The organism is Marinimicrobium sp. LS-A18 (genome assembly GCF_000463525.1).
Lineage (GTDB): Bacteria > Pseudomonadota > Gammaproteobacteria > Pseudomonadales > Cellvibrionaceae > Marinimicrobium > Marinimicrobium koreense.
Genome location: NZ_AWEP01000006.1, coordinates 352,056 through 374,665, shown reverse-complemented (window position 1 = coordinate 374,665; position 22,610 = coordinate 352,056). Strand labels below are relative to the sequence as shown.

The window sequence follows — 22,610 nt, the reverse complement described above, 5'->3', positions numbered from 1 at the left end:
GCCCACCGCCGGGAGCGGCCCCACGGAGTGAACACACCTCCGCAAAAAGGCTAAGGCATTATGAGTAAAAACAACAAGCACACCCTGTTGATTATCGAGGACGACCGAGGCCTGCAGAGCCAGCTGCGTTGGCATTTCGAGGATTACGAAACGGTATTTGCCGAGAACCGGCAGGATGCCATCGCCGCCCTAAGGCTGCACGAGTCACCCGTGGTCATTCAGGACCTCGGCCTTCCCCCCGACCAGGACGGTGTGGACGAAGGCTTCAAGTGCATTCAGGACATTCTGCGCATGTCCCCCACCACCAAGATTATCGTCATGACCGGGAAAACCGATCACGACAACGCCATCCGCGCAGTGGCGATGGGCGCCTACGACTACTACGAAAAGCCGGTGGACCCGCAGACGCTGGACCTGATCGTCCAGCGCGCCTTCAACATTTTTGAGCTGGAGGAAGAAAACCGCCGCCTGGCCCGCCTCCAGCAAACCCCACTGGAAGGCCTGGTCACCAACGACCCCCAGATGCTCAAAATCTGCCGCATGCTGGAAAAGATCTCCCCCACCAACGTCACCTGTACCCTGCTGGGAGAAAGTGGCACCGGCAAGGAGGTCATGGCCCGGGCCATCCACCACCTGAGCCCACGGCGTAACAAGCGCTTTGTCGCGATCAACTGCGCCGCCGTGCCGGAAAACCTGATCGAAAGCGAGTTGTTTGGCTACGAGAAAGGCGCCTTTACCGGCGCCGGTAAACAGACCCTGGGTAAAGTCGAAACTGCCCACGAAGGCACCCTGTTCCTCGACGAAATCGGGGACATGCCGCTCAATCTGCAATCCAAACTGTTGCGCTTTCTGCAGGAACGGGTCATTGAGCGTGTGGGTGGCCGCGAGGAAATTCCGGTGGATGTCCGGGTCATCTGTGCGACCAACAAAAACCTGCAGGAGATGGTAGACGAAGGCAGCTTCCGTGAAGACCTGTACTACCGAATCTGCGAGATGACGGTCGAGATTCCCCCGCTGAGAACGAGGCAAGGCGACAAAGTGCTACTGGCACGGCACTTTATGCTGAAGTTTGCCAAAGAGCACGATCAGAAGATCAAAGGCTTCACGCCTGACGCGGTCCAGTCCATCGAATGTTACGGCTGGCCCGGCAACATCCGGGAGATGGAAAACAAGATCAAACGCGCGGTCATCATGGCCGACGGCAAACACATTACCCGAGACGACCTGGGCCTGGTCACCGACGGCGAAGACCTGTCGCTCAACCTGCGCCAGGTGCGTCAGGAAGCCGAGCGCCACGCCATACTCCGGGCGGTAGCCATGACCGACAACAACATCTCGGCCGCCGCCAAGCTTCTGGGTATTACCCGGCCGACGTTTTATGACTTGATCAAGAAACACGACATTCCGTTGGGTAGCAACACAGTACCTAACCTATAGCTACCGTGGGGCGGATTATCGGCGTTACGCACCTCAACGTGCGCATAATTTGCTCCAAGGCTGATACTCCAGACTATTATGACTGACGGTCATTGCCTTCCCATGCCAAGCGTCTTCAGAACCCGAAGCTGGGTTCAGGCATGGATTGATACCTGGGGGAAGCATCCCGGTGTCGAACTTATTGACCTGGGCGGCCGCCGAGATCCTTTGGAGATCCTGTACAGAACCACAATCAAGCTAAAGCGCTGGCTTCCCGCTAAAACGCTCTGCTTGGCGGGGACGGGAGCAGGCGCCATTCATACCCCGCGCTCCGAATACAACCATATGAACGAACTTATGCAGCAGTGCGGAGGCGAAGAAGGCTTAAGAAACGCATTAACGACGCTAAGTTGGAGTCAGTTTATCCTTCCGGATATTCTGATTGAAGCCCCCTGCTACGAGAAAATCCGGTCGCTATCCAAAGCTACCCGATGGCCGCTTTATATTGAACGAGATGAGCCTGCGTATTGCATAGAAAGTCCGAGCTTCAAGGCGTATTGCGATGGCCTCAGCGGCAGTACGAGACGCCGCTACTTTCACCAACGCCAACGTCTAGAGTCACAGAGTGGCTTTCTGGCGGAGCGTTGGCCGCAGGATCGGATAGAGCCGTTTATTCATGCTCTGAATCAATTACACATCTCACGCTGGGGCAAACCCTGTTATTCACCGGACTCCATTCGCTTCCTGCTGCAGTTCACCGCCAGCCTCGAGGATGAGGGGGGAACTATCGTTCTGGATGTATTGAAACTCGAGGGGGTTATTGTTTCCGTTCTCTTTGATATCATCTGGAAAGGAACGCGCTATAACCTTCAGTCGGGCTATGTGACTTCTGGAACTACAGGACTGTCACTTGGTGCACTGCATCTGGGTTACGGAATTGAAGAAGCAGTCAAAAGTGGACAACGGTATGATTGCCTCGCTGGCCAAGGAAAGCATACCGATTATAAGCGTCACATAGCCAACAAAAAACACCGACTGCAGACGGTTATCCTGCAAAAACCTTCAATTGCCACCCTCAGGACATTGAACAGCCTGTTTTCAACCGGGAAGTGAACTCATCATGACCAATCCTTTAGTGACCATCGTAATCATTGCCTACAACGAAGAGCGTCATATCCGGGAAGCGATTGACAGCGCACTGTCACAAACCTATTCGAATATTGAGGTCCTACTGGTAGACGACGGCTCCCGCGATCAGACTCTGAACATTGCCAAAGCGTACGAGCCCAGGATACAGGTCATCAGTCAGGCAAACAGTGGCAACTGCTCAGTACCCCGCAACACGGGGCTGAAAGCCGCAAAAGGACGTTTTGTTTCATTTCTGGATGGTGACGACATCCTGACCAACGACAAAATCGAGAAACAGGTTGGTCTGTTCGAAAAGTACCCGGACGCCGCAGCGGTTATAGGCAATTACCAGAACTTCGGCGGCACTTCAAACGGAGATGATCACTTCTCGACATGCACTGCCCTACTTAATGTGATCAATCAATCTGGCGGCCATTGCCACCGGTTCGATGCTGGGCAGGCCGCCGATATTCTTCTGGAAGAAAACTTTACCATTGCCAGCTCGCCACTGTTCCAAACCACGAGCGTCCGTGAGTTGGACGGATTCTGTGAGAGCCTCTTCTCCTGTGAAGACTTTCATTTGAATTACCGAGTGGCAAGCCGTTGGCCAATCGTCGTCACCACTGACGTCCTGTTCAAGCGACGCATGCACGGAAGCAACATGTCCTCTAACCAACTGAAAATGTCCAAGTACTATTTTATCAGTCGGGCCAAGCTCAAAGCTATTGAGGCCGACCCTAAACGACGCCGCGCGCTCTCGATTGACGTCAGAAGCCGCTATAAGCGGTACCTCAAAAATGCACTGAAAAGCGGCTCATGGAAAGACCTTCCTCAGTTAGCCAAAGGCCTCATCGACCTCGGTTAGACTCCGATGAACAGTCGCCTGAGACCTGGTAGAGGGATAAGTTTTCCCAGCATCTTACGCTCATGGACAGGGAAGCTGGCCCGGACACCCAGCGCCGCGATCAGGCCTCCTCCCAACATGCCGACGATCAATATCAAAGGAAGCGAGTTGGGCGTGGAAGTCCATTGCATAAGTGCGTAGAACGCTATCAAAAGCGGCATTACTACCAACGCTGGACGAACGAAACTTCGATAGTAATCCAGCATTGATATGCCAATAGCACGGCAGCCATACAGCGGTAGAAAAATAATCCGGAAGAACACCAAAGGTATCATGGTTCCCAGAGCCACCCCAATCAAACCCAGGTATTGAACCAGGATAAGACTCAACACCAGATTGACTATCACTTCAATGACATCAATTTTTGCAATTATATGGTGTCTGTTCGCTGCGTATAAAGCAGAGTTTAACGGATGGTTCGCAAACCCGATCATACGACCGATCAAAAGAATGACCATGACCCAGTAGGCGTCACGGTATCCGTCACCCATCCAGCTGCGTATAAAGGCATCGCCCAGTATGGTCAGCCCTCCGGCACAGATTAATGCAATAAAAAAATTGATTCGCGTGACAAAAATCAATTTCTCCCGAAGTTCCGACTGATCATCTCGGGAAAAATACTGGGTGAATATCGGAACAAACATATTGGTGGCCTGACTGAGCATCATCCCCAGAAACTCCACCAATCGAGCGCCGATGTAATAGTGCGTTACCATAGCTGCCGACAGCGCACCTGCGACCACAAAGTTATCAACATTGTTTCTCATTTGGTAAGCAATGGCGATAATAAACGCCCAAAAACTATAGCCAAACAGCTCTTTCAGCTTACTGCCGGAAAACCATTTACGCCCAAACCTCAACTCCGGAAAAGCTGACCTACAGATCAGAAAATACATGAGGTTGGAGAGTCGTGCTGTCAGAAAACTCACCACCGCGATTCCCACGATGCCGTAACCTTGCTTGACAGCGTAAACCGTGAAGCCCGCGCCAAGCAGTGTAGTCACAATACGGGCCAGCGCCACCTGATGAAAGCGCAGTTTGGCACTGGCGACACCAGCCAGTGCATTGAAAGGGAACTCCAGCGCGACCGACACCCCGACAATCAGCATCACCCACTGAATGATTTCAACGTTCTCGGTGCCCTCTGACAGAAACTGTGGCGCGAGCCAGGCCGCCAATGCGCTGACCAAGGTGAGCACCAGCGCAATCCCCACATAGACAGAGAGGGAGGTATTGATCACCCTGTTGGCGTCATGATCATCATTCTGGCCAAGGGCGTAACTGACATAGCGAGTGATCGCTCCCGCCATCCCCATATCGAACAGGTGATACGCCGCGGCAAGGCTACCGATGACCGTCCAGACACCATACCAGTGATCCCCAAGCTCCCCGACCAGAAAGGGCATCATGAAAAATGCCACAAGCATGCTGATCACGGTTTGCGTTACACGGGTAATCGATCCCGCAAGCAATGTTCTGGCTACCGACATAGATGACTCTTACAGGGAGCTGGTCACTCTGGATAAAGATGAAGATGGAGGAAAGCGGGCTCTTTCGCCTTACCGCACGTTCGGGTTACACTCAAGTTAACTTTAAATAGCGAATCTAGCGTCCACTTGGGCAGAACTGCAATACCACCGACAACGGATTTCATAATGAGAGTTGCTTTTCTAATTCTTGCGCATAACAACCCAAACCATTTGGGCCGTCTGATCAGTGCCCTTTCACATCAGAATACGCATTGTTTTCTACACATCGACAAGAAGTCAACAATCCTTCCCGCGACATTCCGGGACGCTCCCAGTGTGAGCTTGAGTAATAACCGGTATAAAGTTTACTGGGGTGACTTTTCGATGATAATGGCCATACTAGCGTTAATCGAACAGGCGGTCCAGCACCCGCTTCACTTCGATCGCCTGGTGCTATTAAGTGGCGCCGACTATCCGGTAAAACCCATTGATCAAATCGTCGAATTTTTTACTCAGAATGGCAACAGGGAATACATCAATATTACCCGGATGCCCGATGAGGAGGCCGGAAAGCCATTGAGGCGTCTGACCCGTTATAAAATTCACGAAGGTGGATCTCTCATTCACCGGGTGACTTTCAAGCTTCTTGCCAAAGCCGGGCTTGCGCCTCAAACCCGGACTTACGCAGAGGCACTCGGCTCCTTCACACCCTATGGTGGCTCAACCTGGTGGGCGTTGACGCGTGAGGCCTGCCAGCACATTGCCGACGTCATTGAACGAAACCCGACACTCTACAAGTACTTCAGGAATACGCACTACCCGGATGAAATGCTGTTCCATACGATCCTGGGAAACTCGCCGTTCCAAAAGCACATTACCAGGAATCTGACCTATACAGACTGGCGAAACAACGCCGCCAGCCCCGAAGTTCTGACAGTTGATCATCTTCCCACTTTGACATCCTGCATTATCAACGAGGGGCACGACGCCTTCGGCTCCGGACCGATGCTTTTTGCACGAAAATTCAACGATAACAGTATTGAGCTGGTTGAGGCCTTAACCTAAGAAGTTCGACTCCATCAGACCCGAATGGCACTTTTGCAATGTTTCAGCTTTTTAACCATTGCGATGGGCAATAACGAAAGCAATCCGTACCACAAGGAGTCTTTCCCTGGGCGAATCGAGAAAGATTTTTTGAATGACTCTCTGGCCCGTAAAAATTCGTATCTCCGGAAATAATCATAGCCCTGCTCGAAGTACTTTCTGGAAATCTGCCGGTCCAGCTCTTTATAGCAGTGGCGTGGCAAATCGTACTCTTTCATCTTGCGAAGTACCGTTATAATGCCGTCAGCCCTTTCCGCAATATTACGCAATGATATGCTGCCCTGCCTAACCCGGTACTGGTGGTACACCGTCGGAATATAGATAAAGTCATAATGGTCGGCGATCGCCGACCACATCAGCTTATCATCGGCATTTCTGACATCCGTATCGAAGAAACCCACCTTATCAAACACACGGCGACGGATGGCGACACCCGATGTGCCTACAAAATTTGAATAGGCCAGGCCAGCGGCAGCCTCGGAAGATCGAATTAACCAGGCATCACGCATTACGGCCGACTTCGGAAGGTTGTTGAGCGTGTGGTAATTACCAAGGAAACTGGGGTTTATGACGGCATTATCTTCGCCGACACAACAGAAGCCCGTAAATACCATACCCGCCTCTGGGGCGGCGTCCAAAGCCTCCATGCTGGCTTTTATCTTGTTGGGTAACATCACATCATCAGAATCAAAAATGAAAATGACCTCGCCCTGAGCCAGGTTGATTGCCTTATTTCTCGGGCCTGAGGGTCTTCCGCTGTTGGCCTGATAGTAGTACCTGATTCTTGAATCGCTATACGCTTTGACTTTGTCAGCGGTCCCGTCTGTCGAACCATCATCAATGATGATAATCTCAAAATCAGAGTAGGACTGGGCGAGAATAGAATCCAGAGTTTGTTCTATGTACCCCGCTGTATTGTAAGCGGGGATAATGACAGATGCTTTGGGCATGGCGCCTTTAATCAACTCCCTTGTGAAACAACCCGGTGCGGAGTATCCGCACCGGTTTAAAGCTACTTCTCTACCGTCAGTCGAGCGTGAGGACTTGAGTGGTATTGGTGAAGGACGAGCCTGCGGCACCTCCCCCACCGGTAACAATCAGACGGTTGTCGATGGTTCCGAATCCGGGGCCATGTCTCGGAGCAGGTGCGTCATCCAACTGAGACCATTCACCCGTTATCGGGTCATACACATCGACTTCGTGGTAAAGGTCTCCTGGCGCACCGGGGTTACTTTCTCCACCAACAACCTGAAGCTTACCATCTATTTCCCCTACCGCAAACGCCCGCCGACCCCTCGGCATGGAGCTCATGGTCCAGCTCATGGTTTGCGGATCATATACCTCCATGGAGGGCAGCCCTTCGCTGATCGTGTCGCCACCTGATAGACGGTAGCGGCCAGACATCACATAGAGTTTGCCATCCACCACGGCCGTACCAGCGTTGTCCCGTTGCTGCACCATGTTCGGGCCGCTGGACCAACTGCCGGAAGCAACGTCATAGATCAACAGGGAGTTGACGGAGGCACCCTGACCATTCATTCCGCCCGCAACCAGGATCTGGCCATTGAGATACTTCGCCTGTATGCCTCCGAGCGCAATAGGCATATCCGGCAACTGCGACCAATTGTTAGTCCACGGGTCATAGCGCCAGAACTCCGCAACTGCTCCGGAGAACGGTCCTGTAGACCCACCCGCCACATACAGATAGGTGCCATCGGTAGTCACTGCCGGGTTCTCAACGGCGGCTCCCGGTTTCTCTGTGACGTAGCTCCACTGATCAACCACAGGATTGTAGAGATACAGAGAATTGATAGGACCAGAAGACAGTTTGCCCGCTACACTGTATAGATCACCATCGTAGACGACACTACCCGCATCCAGTATTTGCTCCGGCATCGCCTGCCCGTTTGACCAGCAGGCAACCGGCTCTATCCTCAAGGCCGTCACCTTTCCTGAGCCAAACTCGCCAACGAAAAGGTCTCCATTATGCTCGGACAACGTCAATGGATCATTAAACCCGGAGACCAGTATTTCCTGGGACTCGACACTCATTCCATCTTCTGACAGCTGAACGCGGACGATATCATCACCCAGCGAGTAACGCACGGCCATCAAATTGGTCTCGAGCTTGCCGCATGCCCGTCCTGAGCGAAACTCGATGATGCCGTTTGCGGACGCGTTCATACCCAGGTCCCCGATGCGGGGCTCGTAGTTCGGCAGGGGGGCCACGCCCTGATAAGAGCCGTCTCCGAACACACACTCGTCTCGTGAGGGGTTCGGGTGGCCATAATATGCACCCTGTTGAACCCGATACAATGCGTCAGACTGTGGCCCCGGATTGTTACCCCCTTCCTCTACCGGGGTCGCATCAGACAGACCGCTGCAGTCTGGCGTTGGAGAATCCGGGAACGCCCCCGTGACACCCAGACCATTATCGGTCGCGTACATCTGCGCATTTGAATGGAATACAAAGTCATAGGTGTTGCGCAAGCCAGTTGCATAGGTCACCACATCGCATGGAGCGGGCCCATACATATCCTGCTCATTAGAACAACTTCCATCAAAACCTGCGGCGAACACATCAGCAACCACGATGGCAGCTGACAGTGGCTGCTCGGCTCGGTCCCCAAACTCCGTTGGCTCAATCACCGGTGATCCCGCACCCGTATTGCCGCCAACAGCGATATAGAGCTTGTCATCAGCCCCGAAGTGCAGGCTGTTAATCGCATGGTTGGCGATCGCACGAGGCAAGCCGGTAATAACCTGCTCGACCACTTCGAAATTGGTACCTGACAACCGTGTCACCGTGCTTGAGTTCACTACGCCGCTGTTGACGGAAGGACTGGAAGACGCGACCCACAGCGAGTAACTACTATCATCCGTTGGGTCATCGTCATAAAGGGTGATCCCCAGAGTCAGACGCGGACCGAGCGTATCCACCAGGCTGGTAATGATCTCATCAGAGACAACATTCAGATCATCGTCATAGGTCAGGGCGTGAATGGTACCAAACAGCTCGGTGACATACAGCTTGCCATCCGGGGCCCAAACCATGCTGGTCGGGAAGTCGATATCATGCGACTTACGCACAAAATCAAAGGTAGTTTCAGCAACCTCCGATTCGGTCGCTTCGACGGCAAACCGCTCAAATTCATATGTGATCGGAGAGGCGCCGTGACGGTGAGTCGTCATTATGCCAGTAAAGCTTCGGGTGCCAATCACCGGATCGATACCCGCAGCATCAAAGCTGAAGAATTCGGTCTCTACATTGAAGGTATCCAGCTCGTTCCGGAAGCCACCATTGACTGAGTAGTACGCCGTGACCGTCCTCGTGCTGGGATTGGCAATCAGCTCGAGGTCCAGCCGCCCATTGCTCAGGTTGCCCACCACACCCGACGACGACTTGACGGCCACGCCATCTTTCTCATAGGCGAACTCGACCACTGGATTACCCGGGAACGAGTTCTGCACCAACTTGACGTAGTTATCCTCGTCATAGCCGAACCAGAGGCCTGCCTGCTCGTACTTACCAGTACCCGGGCTTGGCGCGTTGATCTGGGTACTGATTTTGGTAATCTGGTTGGGCCCCGGGAAGCCTACACCCACTGGATTGGCCTGATTATTGACGTCCAAGTGAAGAATGCCACTGGAGGATGTTATGTCCAGCACGCCACCGAAAGTATCGAGCTCCATATTCTCAGGCAAGTAAGCGTTGATTTTGCTGGAAGGCAGTACGTAGGTGAAACCGGTGCCCCCATTGTATATGTCTTCAACACCGCCCCGGTCTTCATCAAACTCCAGTACATAAGGTAGTTCGACACGAATCTCGCTACAGTCAACCGGACTACAGACGTTCGCATCTGTAACTTCAACCGTCACTGTCACCTTGGTCGGAGCATAGCCGCCTGCGGTCAATGTCAGCTCTGCCTGGTGCAGCCCCAGTGCCAAGCCGGCGGAGTCCACTTTCAAGGTCACGGTTTCAGGCGTTGTCCCTGAGGTTCCTTCCAGCGTTAACCAGGTTGCGCTGCTGGAATCCTGATAATTCGCAAAGGAATCATCACTGGCTGTCAGCTCAAAAGACGTAGTGTGAATTCCAGATTCAGGAGGCACGGTCAAGCTGATTGAAGCCGGATTGGCAACCAGCAACGGCAGACCATCCAAAACCGTCAGCGACACGGGGATACTGATATCCGGCAACTGGCTACTGCTGACCGTGACCTGCCCCTCGTAAGTGCCGCCCGGCAAGCCCGCTGGATTCAGAGTCACCGTCAGGGCATCGGGGGCGACGCCTGATGCCGGCTCCACCGACAACCAGGACACATCGGTTGTGGCAACATAATTCGGGCTTGAGCCGTCGGCCGAGGCGTTCAATCCCAGATACAGGATCTCATTGATAGTGCCATCGCTGGCAAACGCACTGGCGACAATCTCACTCGGTGACAGGGTAAATGCCGGATCAAGGGTATTCTTGACCGTAAAATCGGTCACAAACATGTCCTGCCCACCATCGGACTTGTGAACCACCGTGGTTATCAGATGCTCTCCGTCAGGCAGGGTGTTGGTATCGAGGGCCAGAGCCGCTCCGGATGAAGCGGTTCCGACAAAGTCGTAGGGCGGGGCAAGCTCAACCTTGGTGGGCGTACCGGACGACGATGCATTCAGGTAAAAATCAACCTTACTCACCCCCTGCTCAGGCTGGAGGTGGATGTAGACGTTTCCGGAAAGCTCTGCACCGCCAAGGTCTACCGACCCTGATCGGCTGCTGGACGTACTAACCTGCAAGCCGTATGTATTCGAGGCCAGATCCTGGTAGCTCAGCGTCACAGGAATAGTCTCGGTAGTCGAGCCCTCCACAACCAACTGCGCCTGATAGTTACCCGGCTCGAGCCCTGTAACATCGACACTGACTGTGTGAGTGGACGGCGCCACCTCCATGTCTGGGCTGATAGTCAACCAGTCCGCTGTGGAACTGATGGTATAAATCTCATTCGCCCCCATGGGATGATCAATGACCAGGCTTTCCGTGTCGCCTAGCTCGGGTTCAACCACCATAAAATTCAGAGCATCCGGTTGGAAATAGAAACCCTCACCACCCACAGTAAACTCGCCCGAAGCATACTCGACGGTCCCATCAGTCAATGTCAACCGGGTTGATATAGAGTGATTGCCGGGAGGCAGTAGACTGGTATCGTATGGCAAGGCCGTGCCATTGGTTGCCGTTCCGGCGAAATCAAACGGAGCCACACCCTCAATTTTAGTCGCGCTACCTGAGTGGGTCGGGTTGTTCAAGAAGAACGCCACGGATTTAACGCCCGCGTCCGGACTTGTAAATATAAAGGCGTTGCCGTCCAACGCCTGGCCGGACAACGCACTCGCGGAGGACCGGTTCGCGCTGCCAGATACCAGCACCTGATAAGCACCACTTCCCTGAACAAGCTCCACCTCTACGGGGATGGTCACGGTGTCGACCCCATCGGCGGAAACCGTGACAGTGCCGGTGTTAACGCCGAAAGAGAGGCTACTCGTATCAATCAGCACATTGCTTGAGAAGGGGGCCGAACCAGAGCTATTTTCAAAGGTCAGCCACGGCTGATCGGAAACGAGCGACACCGACGTGGCGCTCCCGTCGGATATACCCACCGTCAAAGGCCAGCTAACCGCAGCAGGACTGTAAAGCTTTTCAGAATAGGACGCAGGATCAGGCTCCAGGACCGCGCCCTGGTTATCCACCTGAACTTGCGCGCTGACATTAATGACCGAGTTGTCAGTCAGTGTTACCGCCGCACTGATATCATGGGCTCCGTCGGAGAGCTGTAGCGTATTGTACGGTTTAACATTATTGTTAGCCTCAGTGCCCGCCAGGTCCCATGGCGCCACCCCCTCCGTCTGGACCAACGTCCCATCTACGTAGAACCGCACCCGCTTGATTCCCGAGTTCGTATCAATAAAGGCGTAGAGGTCGCCACGAACAACCTCACCGTCCAATAACGTTGCCCCCGCTCGATCCGGCCCGGGGGACTTGACGATATCTAAAGCCCACGTCGGCACTGAGACTAGTAAACCGAAAACCACAGCAATCACCGCAGATTTCAGCGTATTTTGGGAGAATACCGATTCAGATTCAAAGAGTAGCATTTCGGGGGCGCCTATTGAAATAATCCGTCATATACCAGTAATCACGAAGTCCCCCCTTACAAGATTAAGGGGTAGTCGCGAACTGGCTGCAACTTAAACTTAGGCAAATAGCACGCCAACAGAGAACAAATCAGTAACCTATTGTTTTTGAAGGCAGTTTTTAACGCACTCTGAAGTTTTTCTTTGAACGATGTAAAAGAAGGCGACAGTATCGGTGCACTCATTAAAACCCGACGAGAGGACTGCGAAGTACTAGAAGCAAGGGCACTGATCTCCTCAAACAGAGTGAGAATAATGGTTTCGCTAACTGTATCTAAATAGATTCACCCCGTAAGGCGCGCATTCTTCATAAAAAATCTAACTATAAGAACAGATAGAATGCTAATATTGTTCTTAATTTATACAAGACGGAATCTTGGTTAGGAAAGGGCTATGAAAGTACTCTGCAATGTAGATTTAACAAAGTACTCTGATAGAAGAGTGACATTTATTAAAGAAGACGAAAAAGAAAAACATGGATTTCTAAGTTTTACTAATTTAATTTTTGATAAAATAGAATTCATTAAAAAAAATGAAGTAGATTCAATTCTTATATTTCAACCAAAAACTAAAGACCTTGCTTTCTACGCAATGGTTAAGATACTTTGTCCGAAAGTAGATATATACTATTTCGATTTACTGCTTAAAAAGCCTAAATCAGTTGTTAGTAAAATTATATCCAGAGTGAAACGTATTCTCTTCAAGTTTTCTGAAAATGTGCTTTGCGTCCATAAAGATACCTCTGCATATGAAAAATACTATGGGATCAGGACAACAGCCTACATACCATTCAAATCCAATAATTACGACTTTTATAAAGACTATTCAATTAAGGACGAAAACTATGTTTTATCATGCGGAGCCAGTCATAGAGACTACAACACTTTATTCAAGGCTGCTCAAGATCTAGCAATTAACTTTAAAGTCATTGTTCCAGAAAAAGAGCATATAAAAATTCATAAAACGTTAATCTCGTTAGAGCACAAGCCGGATAATGTAGAAATAGTAACTCACGACTTTAATAAAGATACTTGGAACAAGATGATAGCTGAGTGTACATTTGTAGTAATACCGATAGACTCCGACTGTATACAGCCAGCAGGAATTTCAGTTTATTTGGAATCTATGCTGCTTCGAAAAGCAGTAATTGTATCATCCGGCCCATCAAGCAATTTATTGATCGACGACGGCAAGGCAATCATTGTTAAAAGAGGTTCATCCTCAGAAATGAAGGAAGCTATTAATGATTTGTGGATCAACCCCGAGAAACGAGAAGCACTAGCAGAAATTGGTCATAGGTATGCATTAAGTCTTGGCGGGACAGAAGAGCACATTAATAACATAAAAGACGTACTTTCTTCTTCATATAAAAAAAACACTAGAACCAAAAGTGATTCTAGTGTTTACAAAGAGTAATTTAAAACAATCTATTAATTTTTGTTAATTCATCACTGGTCTAGGAACAGATGCTGGATTCGAAACGTTCCCTTCGCTATCTATCACATAAAGATAAACGGGGCCTTCTTTAAAATAATGGGCATTTCGTAAACTTACCTCAATGCGATTATCAAGCCACGCGTCAGGACTTACGTACTGAATATGTTTAACGCTGCAGCTCTCATAACTGCTTGAATCACAAATCTCTACCCTCGCTCTGGTTGTCGCTATATACAGATCATCAAACCAGGCTTTGGCTGTATCACTAAATCCTTGCGCCATATGCCCCAGCCGAAAGTCAGTAAACTCACCATTAACATATCGCGTCCTATAGCTTTCAGTGTCAATACCGAGCTTTCCGTCAACTCTGACTTGAATTACTCCGTTACTTTCAGAGTATGGACTATTCAATTTTGTGTAAAACTCCCAACGTTGTAGCTTTTCTTGCGTGTTGCTCCAACTCCATCCCTCGGTATTAATGTTATTGCGATCTCCCCAAGATACATCTCCATCTCCAACATTGTTGTATACGCCCCATTTTGACGTTCCGCCTGGCAACAAAGGCATCAACTGAGGAAACCCGTCCTCAGTACCATATAAATAAAATTGTTTATGGTTATCAGAAGTATGATCAAAATCACCTTCCATATATCTCCAATACGTGATGTATAGCTCATTATATGGCCCCTTCCCTGCCCACCCAAAAGCGCGAATGCTATGAGAATCGATACTCCAATCCACCTTCACTGCTTTTTCACCACTGACAGACATTGTGTCATCAATCACAATGCCTTGACCATCATAGCCGTAAATAGTTGACCAATCATGACCCTTTATCGGCGATGTCCGGCCAATGGGATCAGCTAAACTTTGACGTTCAAAGTCGTCCCAGCTTACTATCTCGCCGTCGAAATCACCAAAATTCTGGCCCGTAATTACAGTAGGTTCTGATGAATCTCCGGACAAATCTATAGACTCTACAACTGGTGCACTGTTTGCCGACATCGAAACAACACCCAATGCAAAAAATGCGCTCAACACCAATTTCATCTAAAATACCTCAATTAAACTAAAGGAATGGCAGTGCCGCCAAAGCTCCTGATCTCGGCGGCATCAATTTAAACGTCAACCGCCCTTCCTGTAGCAGACCCGACGTGGATACGAGCGCGCATAGTAGTATATAATTTAGCCAATTATCTGTTAACAAGCTCCCAATCTAATCAAGTTTAAGTACATTTTTGTTTGAGAAATTGGATTGACTATAACAGAATGATATATAGTTGGCGCAGGCAATTGAGATCCCCAAGATAAACCACCAATAAATTTCATACATATCCATCCCAAATAAACCCAGAATCAACCTGACCACCAAGTATCCATTTACAGCCTTAACCACAGCTTCCATCTTGATTAGGTCTTCGCCTTTTAATGCAATAGGTCCATCATTCCTTAACGATAAACAGGATTTCAAGGTATGTTGATTTAGGCGATATATGGATATTACAAGAATCAAGAATATACCAAGGCCTATAAATCCCGAATTAGTCAACACTTCTAAGTATAGGTTGTGTGTATCCTGCTTTCTCCCAAAATAGTGATCCCTGGCGATAGGGAATGCACCGACGCCAACCCCCATCGGGTGCATTTTAAATACCTCAACAGCATCTTTTATAATTTCTTTTCGTTTATCCATCGACTGGCCTTCAATCTCCTCCTGAGTAAAGATCGTGCTAAATCGGTCTATGTACTGATCTGGAATAAATGGAATTGATATTATGGCCACCAGAAAAAGCGCCACTCCGTACTTGATTTTATTTCTTGAGTTCCTGAACAGGTACATAACAAAGAGAATAGTGGCCACATACCCGGTTCTCGATCCCGTATAAATAATAATAATGACTGAAAATATAAGTAATCCCACCAACATTATCCGCACGTACTTTGTCGACGGTTTAAATAGATAATATATAAAAGGCAATAAGCCCACAGCAAACCCCGAAAACGAATTCGGATGAAGAAGTACACTTGTAGTGCCATGAAGCCTCATGATGCCCTGGTTCTGCCAAACCATGGACCCGGTTATCCATCCATGGAACCCCTCATACCCTAATCTTAAGCACGCCAAAAGGTAAACCAGAATGAAAAACATTAGGGACCTAGGAGAACGTACAAATACAACTATGAAGAGCCCATATAATGAGAATGTTAAAACCCGATCCATGTATACCGACCATGATAAAGATCGATCAAATGAAAAGATCACAAATAGACCGAGATAGAGTATGTAAAATATTGCAGTATTTTTGCTATAAGATGCTTTTCTACTTTTTATGGTTCTTTCTGTAAAAATATAGTAAAACGAAATAAGTATTAACGACAGTCCTAGAATAAACTCAAACCGGATTTGACCAAGTATATCCACTCTAGTATTAAGTTTAAGTTGGTGAGCAAAAATATACATTAAAAATATAACCAGAAGAAATACCGGCCTTTCTCGCTCTACACCGAGCGGATTCTTAGGTATTCCCGCAATGCGCTCTAGAGCACTAATCATTCTATACCCAACGCGCTAATCAGGCGTTTCTTGCATACTTCAGACTCAGACAACCGCTCTGCTTTTAAAAGCTTAATGTCTTCGACCAGATTTATCCTATCTTCAAAAGACCGCTTAATTGAATTTGCAATATCTAATGCTTTATTTTTGGTAAATAAAAATCCTTTGCTAAATATTTTTCTTGCCTCTTTATCTTCGCTAACAATCATGGGAACAGACGCGGATATCGCCTCATAAGCCCCACAGACAAGACAACTCTCACGTAAAGTCAGGTCTATGGCAACTGAGGCTGATAATAGGTAGTTAACGTAATCATCATCAGACACAAATCCCAATAATTTAACGTTGTTTGGAACGTCCTTCAGATCCTCACTGTTAAGGGATTTCTCATATTTACCAGTAATATAAATTTGGTACTCATCGCCGAGAATTCGAGCAGCCTCTATTACTTCCATGAAAGGCTCATCTTTAGCCCAAGTGCAGATAAATAGTACATAGCTATCCTCCATAGCCTTCCGCTCTTTCCCGAAGTATATCGTCGGTATCGGATCCGGAAAAACTATAGGCCTCGCATTCCACACTGTCATTGTTTCAGCTAAGCTGTCGTTACTGACAATAGCCACATCGCTCAACCTCGCCACTAACCTTGCAATTCTATTGAGGAGCTTACTTTTACCCTCCAAGGGGTACATTCCGCCGTTATGGAAATCGACAACTAGCGTGAAACGTAGTACCCATTTGATTAAGGATGCATACAGCGCAAGTACCAGAGATGGGTTTTGTACGAAAACGAATTTAGCTTTTCTCATCGCTAGAATACGAGTAGTCTTCGCTATCAAGAATGGATAGCGTAAAGGCCAAGGCTTGTCACAGATAAGCTCGTATAGATCAACTCCGATAAGTTCCGCCATACTGCGATTTCTAGGCTGAATCTCCCACGTAATCCAAACGCCTCTGCTACCTATCTCCATGTATCACTCTCCGGTACAATTCATGATAACTTTCAGCCATCTTTTCAACGGTGAAGTTATTGGCGAAATAACGCTGATACCTACGAGACCTTTCTGATCTATTAACTTCACTCTCCCTATATAATTTGACAACTGCATCGGCGATTGAATCAGCACTATTTTCTACAATATAATCTTTTTCGGCCACAGGGCTTAGTACATATCGGTTCGCAGGTATTTCGGATGCGACGATCTGAACGCCAACCCTCATAGCCTCAAGTATGCTGATCGGCATCCCTTCGGTTATTGAACAATTAATGAATACATCTATACTCGAGAAGAATTTATCTACATCCTTCGTGTAGCCAGGAAGGGAAACGGCGTCTGACAATTTCAGACGATCAATCAATTTTTCAAGGTTCTCTCGCTCTGGTCCTTCTCCGTGAATAACAAGACTCAAATTTCCGATGGCACTCTTTATTAATGGAATTGCTTTAATTAATGTCGAAAAATTCTTTTCTTCAGATAATCTCCCCAAGGCCCCAATCTTAAAAGATCCCACTGGCTGAAAAGGGGTTGACTGTCGATAGTTATCCGAAATTTCTGGTATTCCGTTATGAATAATTGATAATCGCTCACTCGATACAAAGCTATCTATGAGATTTCTTACTGGCTCACTCACCAAAACAACATGATCTATCTTTTTTAGTGATAACTTATCTAGCCAGTAGTAAATAGCCAGTTTACTCATTTTTCTATACTTCGTGTATCCATGGACTGTCGTTATGACTGGACAAGGTCTCAACTTCTTAGGAATCCACCCCAATAGAATATTACCTTTGTATCCATGACTATGGATTACATCGACATTATTATCTCTGCAATATTTAATAATGTTAATGGATAATAGGAATACTAATACAGGGCTAACTCTCATGACTTTACAAGACACGCCTTCCTGATACAGCTTATTTTCTAGCTCTTTTGTTTTCTCATGCTTTTTCCCTATACTTATTACCTCAACTTCAACTCCCGACTTAATCTGCGCCTTGCATAGATGAGACAGCATCTGCTCAGCGCCGTAATATCCGCCACTATCTATCACATGAACTACTTTCACCGATACTCACCTAGATGATTATCATTCCACGTCAAACCACTCATCACCTGTTTGAATCTTAATAATGAGTCGGGGCCTGCCCAACGCCCCAGATGCATAATTTTTTCTGGTGAAACCTGTGCCGGATAGGCAACAAGTCCATATCGATACAGCTGCCTAGCATGCTCTTCAACAACCTGAGAGGTGTCTTGAGCCAATCCGTTAGGGTAACAAATACCTGTCGGCCGTGCGCCCAACTCCTTTTCAATACGAATGCTGGACTGCACTAACTCAGTACGTAGCTTGTCTTTCTCCAGGCGACTAAGAATTGGGTGGGAAACCGTATGACTACCAACGTCGAGGCCCTCCTTATGCATGCTCCTTAGCTGGTCCCAGGTCAACGGAGCGAATGGCGGCTCTGGATTGCTTTCCCTATTAATCCCCAGGTCAACCGACAACTCCCTGAGAAAAGGCCATCGATCTTCCGAGTTCAATTTCAAGCAGTAATCACCTATCGCACTCCATGTGTTCAACAGTTGGTCTGGGTTTATCGGAAGTATTCCAACGTTCGGTATCCTAACTCCTTCCGCATCAGTATTCATCAATATATGTCTAAGGTAATCAGGCCACAGCCAACACTGCTTGTCTATGAATCCTGTCGTCACATACAGTGAAGCGGGTACGGAATAATTTCGTAGTAGTGGCCAGGCATTATCGTAGAAGTCTTGATGACCGTCATCAAAGGTTATCGCTACGCTGTAAGGTTGAACTTTATTGTGAGCAATATCAAACACCAATTGATTCATGGATATGATGTTGAAATGCTTTTTCAAATAGCGCAACTGGAGTTCAAATATTTCTGGAGTAACACCTGGTATAAATTCGTTATCCAGAACTCGATGGTACATCAGGATAATCGGTCGATATCGGTGCAGAGTCCGGCTTAACGATAGTACTCCCAACGAATCCAACCATTTCGCCAACGATTGTTTCATGCAGGTTTTTTCCTGTGCCGACCAATCATCCATTTTATTAGCGACTTCCAGCCATACCAGTAGGTAGGCGCCTTGCCGATTCCTTTCGCGTAGATGCTTAAAGGCTCCAAGAACTTACCTTCATGCATCACAATTGCATTGGCTTGGTTGATGTAAGTATCCGCCCAGGCTCTTCTCAGCGTCCTCGCAGGAAGGCTCGCACCTTGGCTTTCAACGAATTTCCTGAGAATGCGTAAGGCGTGCTTGTACCGCCCCCGATAGTTGTTGGACATCTGGCCTGACCATTCCCGGTAGATATAGGTCTTCTCCGGAGTGTAAGCGAACTTCCAGTCGAGGGAATAACGCAACCAGAGATCCCAATCGATTCCCATTCGAAATTGCTCGTCAAATGCTCCGCTTTTTTCCACGCATTCACGGCGAATAACGGCTGTTCCAAACGGGACAAAATTACGGATCAATAGTTGGTTGGTTACCGATCCTTGATAGCGAACATAGGGAGGGGGCTGCTCATAGCGACGATTATATTCATCGATATTGCTGACCTCGCTGTATACTACCCCCACTTCCGGGTCGTCGAACAGGGGCATCTGATGTGACAACTTATCGGGGTGCCAAAGATCGTCGGCGTCGCAGAAGGCAATGTAATCGCCACATGCATGTCGAATACCGCAATTTTTCGCTCGCGGCTGCCCTTGGTTTTCGTTCTGTATATAGTTGATTCGTATATCATCTTTATAACGCGACATTAACGTTGCCGTTTCATCGGTCGATCCGTCATCGACTACAATAACTTCGACATTATCCCAACTCTGAGCAAGAACTGAGTCAATTGCCTGATCCAGATAGCAACCCATGTTATAAGTGGCAATCACCACGCTGACCAGGGGGCGATCCAGGCTTATACTTTGCATATCGAGAACCTGTACTTTCCGGATGTTTCCTGGGGGATATGGTCTGCGTCTATAATAGTCAAGGTGACGTCGTCATCGAAAACCTGACGAAATTCTGTAATCAAGTCCCCGTCGGTATTCTCAGAAAACTCTTTTCCTTTCACTCGAAGGACTTTTATTTCATTCATGGTTTCCTGTACCAGTTGCATCTGCTCTACTCCTGATACTTTGGTCAATGTCCGCTCTACCAACGAGACACCCGCGACCTGGCCGCCATCGGGCTTCTTTAGAAAATCCGCTACCCGTCCCTCCAGCCGCTGAAGGATTGATCCGGCGCGACCGCAGGCACAGATTTCCTCCCCCAGAACACCCACATCTTCCACACGATATCGTATTAAAGGCATACCGTAGTTATTCAGATCGGTAACCACCAGCTTACCCGGTTCGCCGGGCGCAGCGGGTCGATTATCTTCTGTCAGGCACTCAAGAATAATATGGGGGTTATTGATGTGCATGCCATTGTGCTGTTCGCACTCCACGGCGATAAGCCCCACTTCCTCACAGCCATAACGGTTTGTCACCTTCGCACCAAAGGCTTTTTCAATCACAGTCCGCTCGGAGTCCAACAACATCATGGAAGTGGCCACCACACCTTTTGGTCTCAAGTCTTCTATACCTAGATCTACTAGGTACTTGGCAAACAAATAAATAGAGTGTGCGTGACCAAATACAATTTCTGGCTCGAACCGGCGCCATTTATCTACAAAGGCGCCCATAGTCTTAGGGTTCAGATCCATGGTATCGAGGTATATTGTCCTTTCAAGGAGATAGGCACGTAAACGCTCCTTCAAGGTCGTCGCCTTTGGCGGATTCCCCCAAATGGCGGCCACGCGGCATCCTGGCTCCCAGCCCGCCATACTGTCCGCATACATTTGGGCAGCATTGCGCCATTGCTGACAGCGTGCATCAAAGTACAGTCGCAGCGAAACGCCGGTAGAGCCTCCAGTTTTAGCCTGATTCAGAACATCCATCACGTAGTCGGCGCTGATGAATTCAGGTAGGTTATTCCGGATATCAGATTTGGTTGTAATTGGAAGTTGTTGTAAGTCTTCAATAGAGGCTAATGCAGCCGGGTCAAAATTCGAAGACTCAAAAATTTTCGTGTACCAAGGACTTGTCGAACCGGCATGCTTCAAGAGCTTCTGAAGACGTTGAAACTGATATTCCTGCCTCTGACTTTCCGGGACATACTCCTGTTCACGTAAATTTTTATATTCCCTGAGACGTCTACCTCCCTCCTTCAAATCCCACGCCTTATATGCCATACGGCCAATCCATTTATCAATGTTCAACATGGACTCGACCCTCTTTAGTACAACCCAGAATATTCTCATATAGAGCTTCATGGTTTTTCAGCATAGCGCCGACCGAGAATTTTCTATCGATCATTTCCTTACCCTTATCAGCAACTTCTTTCCTTAGTGTCGAGTTCTGAGCAAGACATTCAACAGAATTTACCAACTGTTCGGTGTTCCCTGGATCGATCAAAAAACCCGTTTTCCCATTTTCAATCAACTCAGGGTTCCCCCCAACGCTAGTCGCCACCGAGGCTAAACCTTGTTGAAGATACTCCATCAGCGTGTTAGAAAATCCCTCTGATTCTGATATTAATAACCCGATATCGGCCTGTTTCAGAAAACGCCTAGGCTCGTCAACCTGTCCTGACCACCGAACATTTCCTTCTAAGTGGTAACGCTCAACATACGATTTTATATTCTGCGCATAATCAGGGTCTTGTACTTTCCCAACTAGGGCGAGCTCGACATCCTTCCCTTCAGATACCATTTTATGCAGTGCGACAACCGAATCAAAAGTTCTCTTAACTGGCTTTATGTTGGCCACCAGAATCAGTTTAACTGACGATTCTCTTCGGTAGAGCTGATCCGTTTTCAAACCAAATTCAGCGTTATAGGGCTCAATTCCATTGTAAATTACGATACGCTTATTTTCAGCTATTCTTTCTTTCTCAGAAACGAGATTAGAGACCGCAACGGAATTCGACACGACAGCATCAGTTCGGAATCCGAGGATTCGGTACAACCATGCAGGCTTCCCCTGATATATCAGGCCCATATCTCGACGAGAGGTTACAATTTTCAATAATGGATGTTTCAAGTAAAGCGGGGCCAGAAGGCAAGCATCCGGAAAAAAGGCATGCACCAGCCCTACACCATCATTGATCAGAGAGGCTCTCAGCCTAAGCATCTTTTTTGTCACTTCAAAACTTAACAGTTTGTGAGCGTAAACACACTCTACAGTGCAGCTCAGTTTCAAAGACTTTCTAGAGAATTCAGTATGTCGAAGCAATATTAGTCTTACATCGTGCCCCTTCTCTACCAGACCCTCAGTAAGCTTATAAATCTGTCGTTCACTTCCCGCCGCAATGCTGCTGAGCGAATCAACCAGTATAGCTACTTTCATACAGAGTCC

General features: G+C 48.3%; 16 protein-coding genes. 5 read left to right on the top strand and 11 right to left on the bottom strand.

Annotated features, from left to right (window positions below; genetic code table 11):
- Nucleotides 1-60: 60 nt before the first annotated feature.
- From prsR to N645_RS17555, 3 genes are all read left to right on the top strand, one after another.
- The gene (gene prsR / locus N645_RS0112945) at nt 61-1,437 is read left to right on the top strand and encodes a PEP-CTERM-box response regulator transcription factor (protein WP_024461941.1); all 1,377 of its coding nucleotides are present in this window, start codon (nt 61-63) and stop codon (nt 1,435-1,437) included.
- Nucleotides 1,438-1,515: 78 nt separating this feature from the next.
- Complete coding sequence (locus N645_RS0112940; RefSeq protein WP_081666130.1) at nt 1,516-2,529, top strand: GNAT family N-acetyltransferase; 1,014 nt, start codon at nt 1,516-1,518, stop codon at nt 2,527-2,529.
- Nucleotides 2,530-2,536: 7 nt separating this feature from the next.
- Complete coding sequence (locus N645_RS17555; RefSeq protein WP_024461939.1) at nt 2,537-3,409, top strand: glycosyltransferase family 2 protein; 873 nt, start codon at nt 2,537-2,539, stop codon at nt 3,407-3,409.
- Here N645_RS17555 and N645_RS0112930 read toward each other — a convergent pair.
- Entirely contained in the window at nt 3,406-4,938 is a 1,533-nt protein-coding gene (locus N645_RS0112930) for an oligosaccharide flippase family protein (protein WP_024461938.1), read from the bottom strand. The two genes, N645_RS17555 and N645_RS0112930, sit on opposite strands and share 4 nt — an antisense overlap.
- A 165-nt stretch (nt 4,939-5,103) precedes the next feature.
- Here N645_RS0112930 and N645_RS0112925 point away from each other — a divergent pair, with 165 nt between their 5' ends.
- A complete protein-coding gene (locus N645_RS0112925; protein ID WP_024461937.1) occupies nt 5,104-5,982 on the top strand; it encodes a beta-1,6-N-acetylglucosaminyltransferase in 879 nt (292 codons plus the stop codon).
- 14 nt (nt 5,983-5,996) lie between these two features.
- Here N645_RS0112925 and N645_RS17550 read toward each other — a convergent pair whose 3' ends face one another.
- The gene (locus N645_RS17550) at nt 5,997-6,971 is read right to left on the bottom strand and encodes a glycosyltransferase family 2 protein (RefSeq protein WP_024461936.1); all 975 of its coding nucleotides are present in this window, start codon (nt 6,969-6,971) and stop codon (nt 5,997-5,999) included.
- Between the two features lie 76 nt (nt 6,972-7,047).
- Entirely contained in the window at nt 7,048-12,156 is a 5,109-nt protein-coding gene (locus N645_RS0112915; protein ID WP_024461935.1) for a kelch repeat-containing protein, read from the bottom strand.
- 432 nt (nt 12,157-12,588) lie between these two features.
- Here N645_RS0112915 and N645_RS0112910 point away from each other — a divergent pair, with 432 nt between their 5' ends.
- The gene (locus tag N645_RS0112910) at nt 12,589-13,611 is read left to right on the top strand and encodes a glycosyltransferase (RefSeq protein WP_024461934.1); all 1,023 of its coding nucleotides are present in this window, start codon (nt 12,589-12,591) and stop codon (nt 13,609-13,611) included.
- Nucleotides 13,612-13,635: 24 nt separating this feature from the next.
- Here N645_RS0112910 and N645_RS18070 read toward each other — a convergent pair whose 3' ends face one another.
- From N645_RS18070 to N645_RS0112875, 8 genes are all read right to left on the bottom strand, one after another.
- Nucleotides 13,636-14,682 (bottom strand): hypothetical protein, encoded by a 1,047-nt coding sequence (locus tag N645_RS18070; protein ID WP_152521713.1) that lies wholly within the window; start codon nt 14,680-14,682, stop codon nt 13,636-13,638.
- A gap of 166 nt (nt 14,683-14,848) precedes the next feature.
- Nucleotides 14,849-15,559 (bottom strand): O-antigen ligase, encoded by a 711-nt coding sequence (locus N645_RS18195; RefSeq protein ID WP_255327675.1) that lies wholly within the window; start codon nt 15,557-15,559, stop codon nt 14,849-14,851.
- A gap of 623 nt (nt 15,560-16,182) precedes the next feature.
- Nucleotides 16,183-17,097, bottom strand: coding sequence for a glycosyltransferase (locus tag N645_RS0112900; protein ID WP_193744982.1), 915 nt, complete (start codon nt 17,095-17,097; stop codon nt 16,183-16,185).
- A gap of 46 nt (nt 17,098-17,143) precedes the next feature.
- Nucleotides 17,144-18,256, bottom strand: a complete 1,113-nt coding sequence (locus N645_RS0112895) for a glycosyltransferase (RefSeq protein WP_024461931.1) — start codon at nt 18,254-18,256, stop codon at nt 17,144-17,146.
- A complete protein-coding gene (locus tag N645_RS0112890) occupies nt 18,253-19,230 on the bottom strand; it encodes a polysaccharide deacetylase family protein (protein ID WP_024461930.1) in 978 nt (325 codons plus the stop codon). The genes N645_RS0112895 and N645_RS0112890 overlap by 4 nt, the downstream gene beginning before the upstream one ends.
- A complete protein-coding gene (locus tag N645_RS17545; protein ID WP_024461929.1) occupies nt 19,227-20,141 on the bottom strand; it encodes a glycosyltransferase in 915 nt (304 codons plus the stop codon). The genes N645_RS0112890 and N645_RS17545 overlap by 4 nt, the downstream gene beginning before the upstream one ends.
- Nucleotides 20,129-21,475, bottom strand: a complete 1,347-nt coding sequence (locus N645_RS0112880) for a phenylacetate--CoA ligase family protein (protein WP_024461928.1) — start codon at nt 21,473-21,475, stop codon at nt 20,129-20,131. The genes N645_RS17545 and N645_RS0112880 overlap by 13 nt, the downstream gene beginning before the upstream one ends.
- Nucleotides 21,462-22,601 (bottom strand): glycosyltransferase, encoded by a 1,140-nt coding sequence (locus tag N645_RS0112875; RefSeq protein WP_024461927.1) that lies wholly within the window; start codon nt 22,599-22,601, stop codon nt 21,462-21,464. The genes N645_RS0112880 and N645_RS0112875 overlap by 14 nt, the downstream gene beginning before the upstream one ends.
- Nucleotides 22,602-22,610 lie beyond the last annotated feature (9 nt).

Bases quoted from the DNA above. Each gene is read 5' to 3' on its own strand.
- prsR (WP_024461941.1), top strand. From the start codon at position 61: ATGAGTAAAAACAACAAGCACACCCTGTTGATTATCGAGGACGACCGA.
- N645_RS0112940 (WP_081666130.1), top strand. From the start codon at position 1,516: ATGACTGACGGTCATTGCCTTCCCATGCCAAGCGTCTTCAGAACCCGA.
- N645_RS17555 (WP_024461939.1), top strand. From the start codon at position 2,537: ATGACCAATCCTTTAGTGACCATCGTAATCATTGCCTACAACGAAGAG.
- N645_RS0112930 (WP_024461938.1), bottom strand. From the start codon at position 4,938: ATGTCGGTAGCCAGAACATTGCTTGCGGGATCGATTACCCGTGTAACG.
- N645_RS0112925 (WP_024461937.1), top strand. From the start codon at position 5,104: ATGAGAGTTGCTTTTCTAATTCTTGCGCATAACAACCCAAACCATTTG.
- N645_RS17550 (WP_024461936.1), bottom strand. From the start codon at position 6,971: ATGCCCAAAGCATCTGTCATTATCCCCGCTTACAATACAGCGGGGTAC.
- N645_RS0112915 (WP_024461935.1), bottom strand. From the start codon at position 12,156: ATGCTACTCTTTGAATCTGAATCGGTATTCTCCCAAAATACGCTGAAA.
- N645_RS0112910 (WP_024461934.1), top strand. From the start codon at position 12,589: ATGAAAGTACTCTGCAATGTAGATTTAACAAAGTACTCTGATAGAAGA.
- N645_RS18070 (WP_152521713.1), bottom strand. From the start codon at position 14,682: ATGAAATTGGTGTTGAGCGCATTTTTTGCATTGGGTGTTGTTTCGATG.
- N645_RS18195 (WP_255327675.1), bottom strand. From the start codon at position 15,559: ATGTTGGTGGGATTACTTATATTTTCAGTCATTATTATTATTTATACG.
- N645_RS0112900 (WP_193744982.1), bottom strand. From the start codon at position 17,097: ATGGCGGAACTTATCGGAGTTGATCTATACGAGCTTATCTGTGACAAG.
- N645_RS0112890 (WP_024461930.1), bottom strand. From the start codon at position 19,230: ATGAAACAATCGTTGGCGAAATGGTTGGATTCGTTGGGAGTACTATCG.
- N645_RS17545 (WP_024461929.1), bottom strand. From the start codon at position 20,141: ATGCAAAGTATAAGCCTGGATCGCCCCCTGGTCAGCGTGGTGATTGCC.
- N645_RS0112880 (WP_024461928.1), bottom strand. From the start codon at position 21,475: ATGTTGAACATTGATAAATGGATTGGCCGTATGGCATATAAGGCGTGG.
- N645_RS0112875 (WP_024461927.1), bottom strand. From the start codon at position 22,601: ATGAAAGTAGCTATACTGGTTGATTCGCTCAGCAGCATTGCGGCGGGA.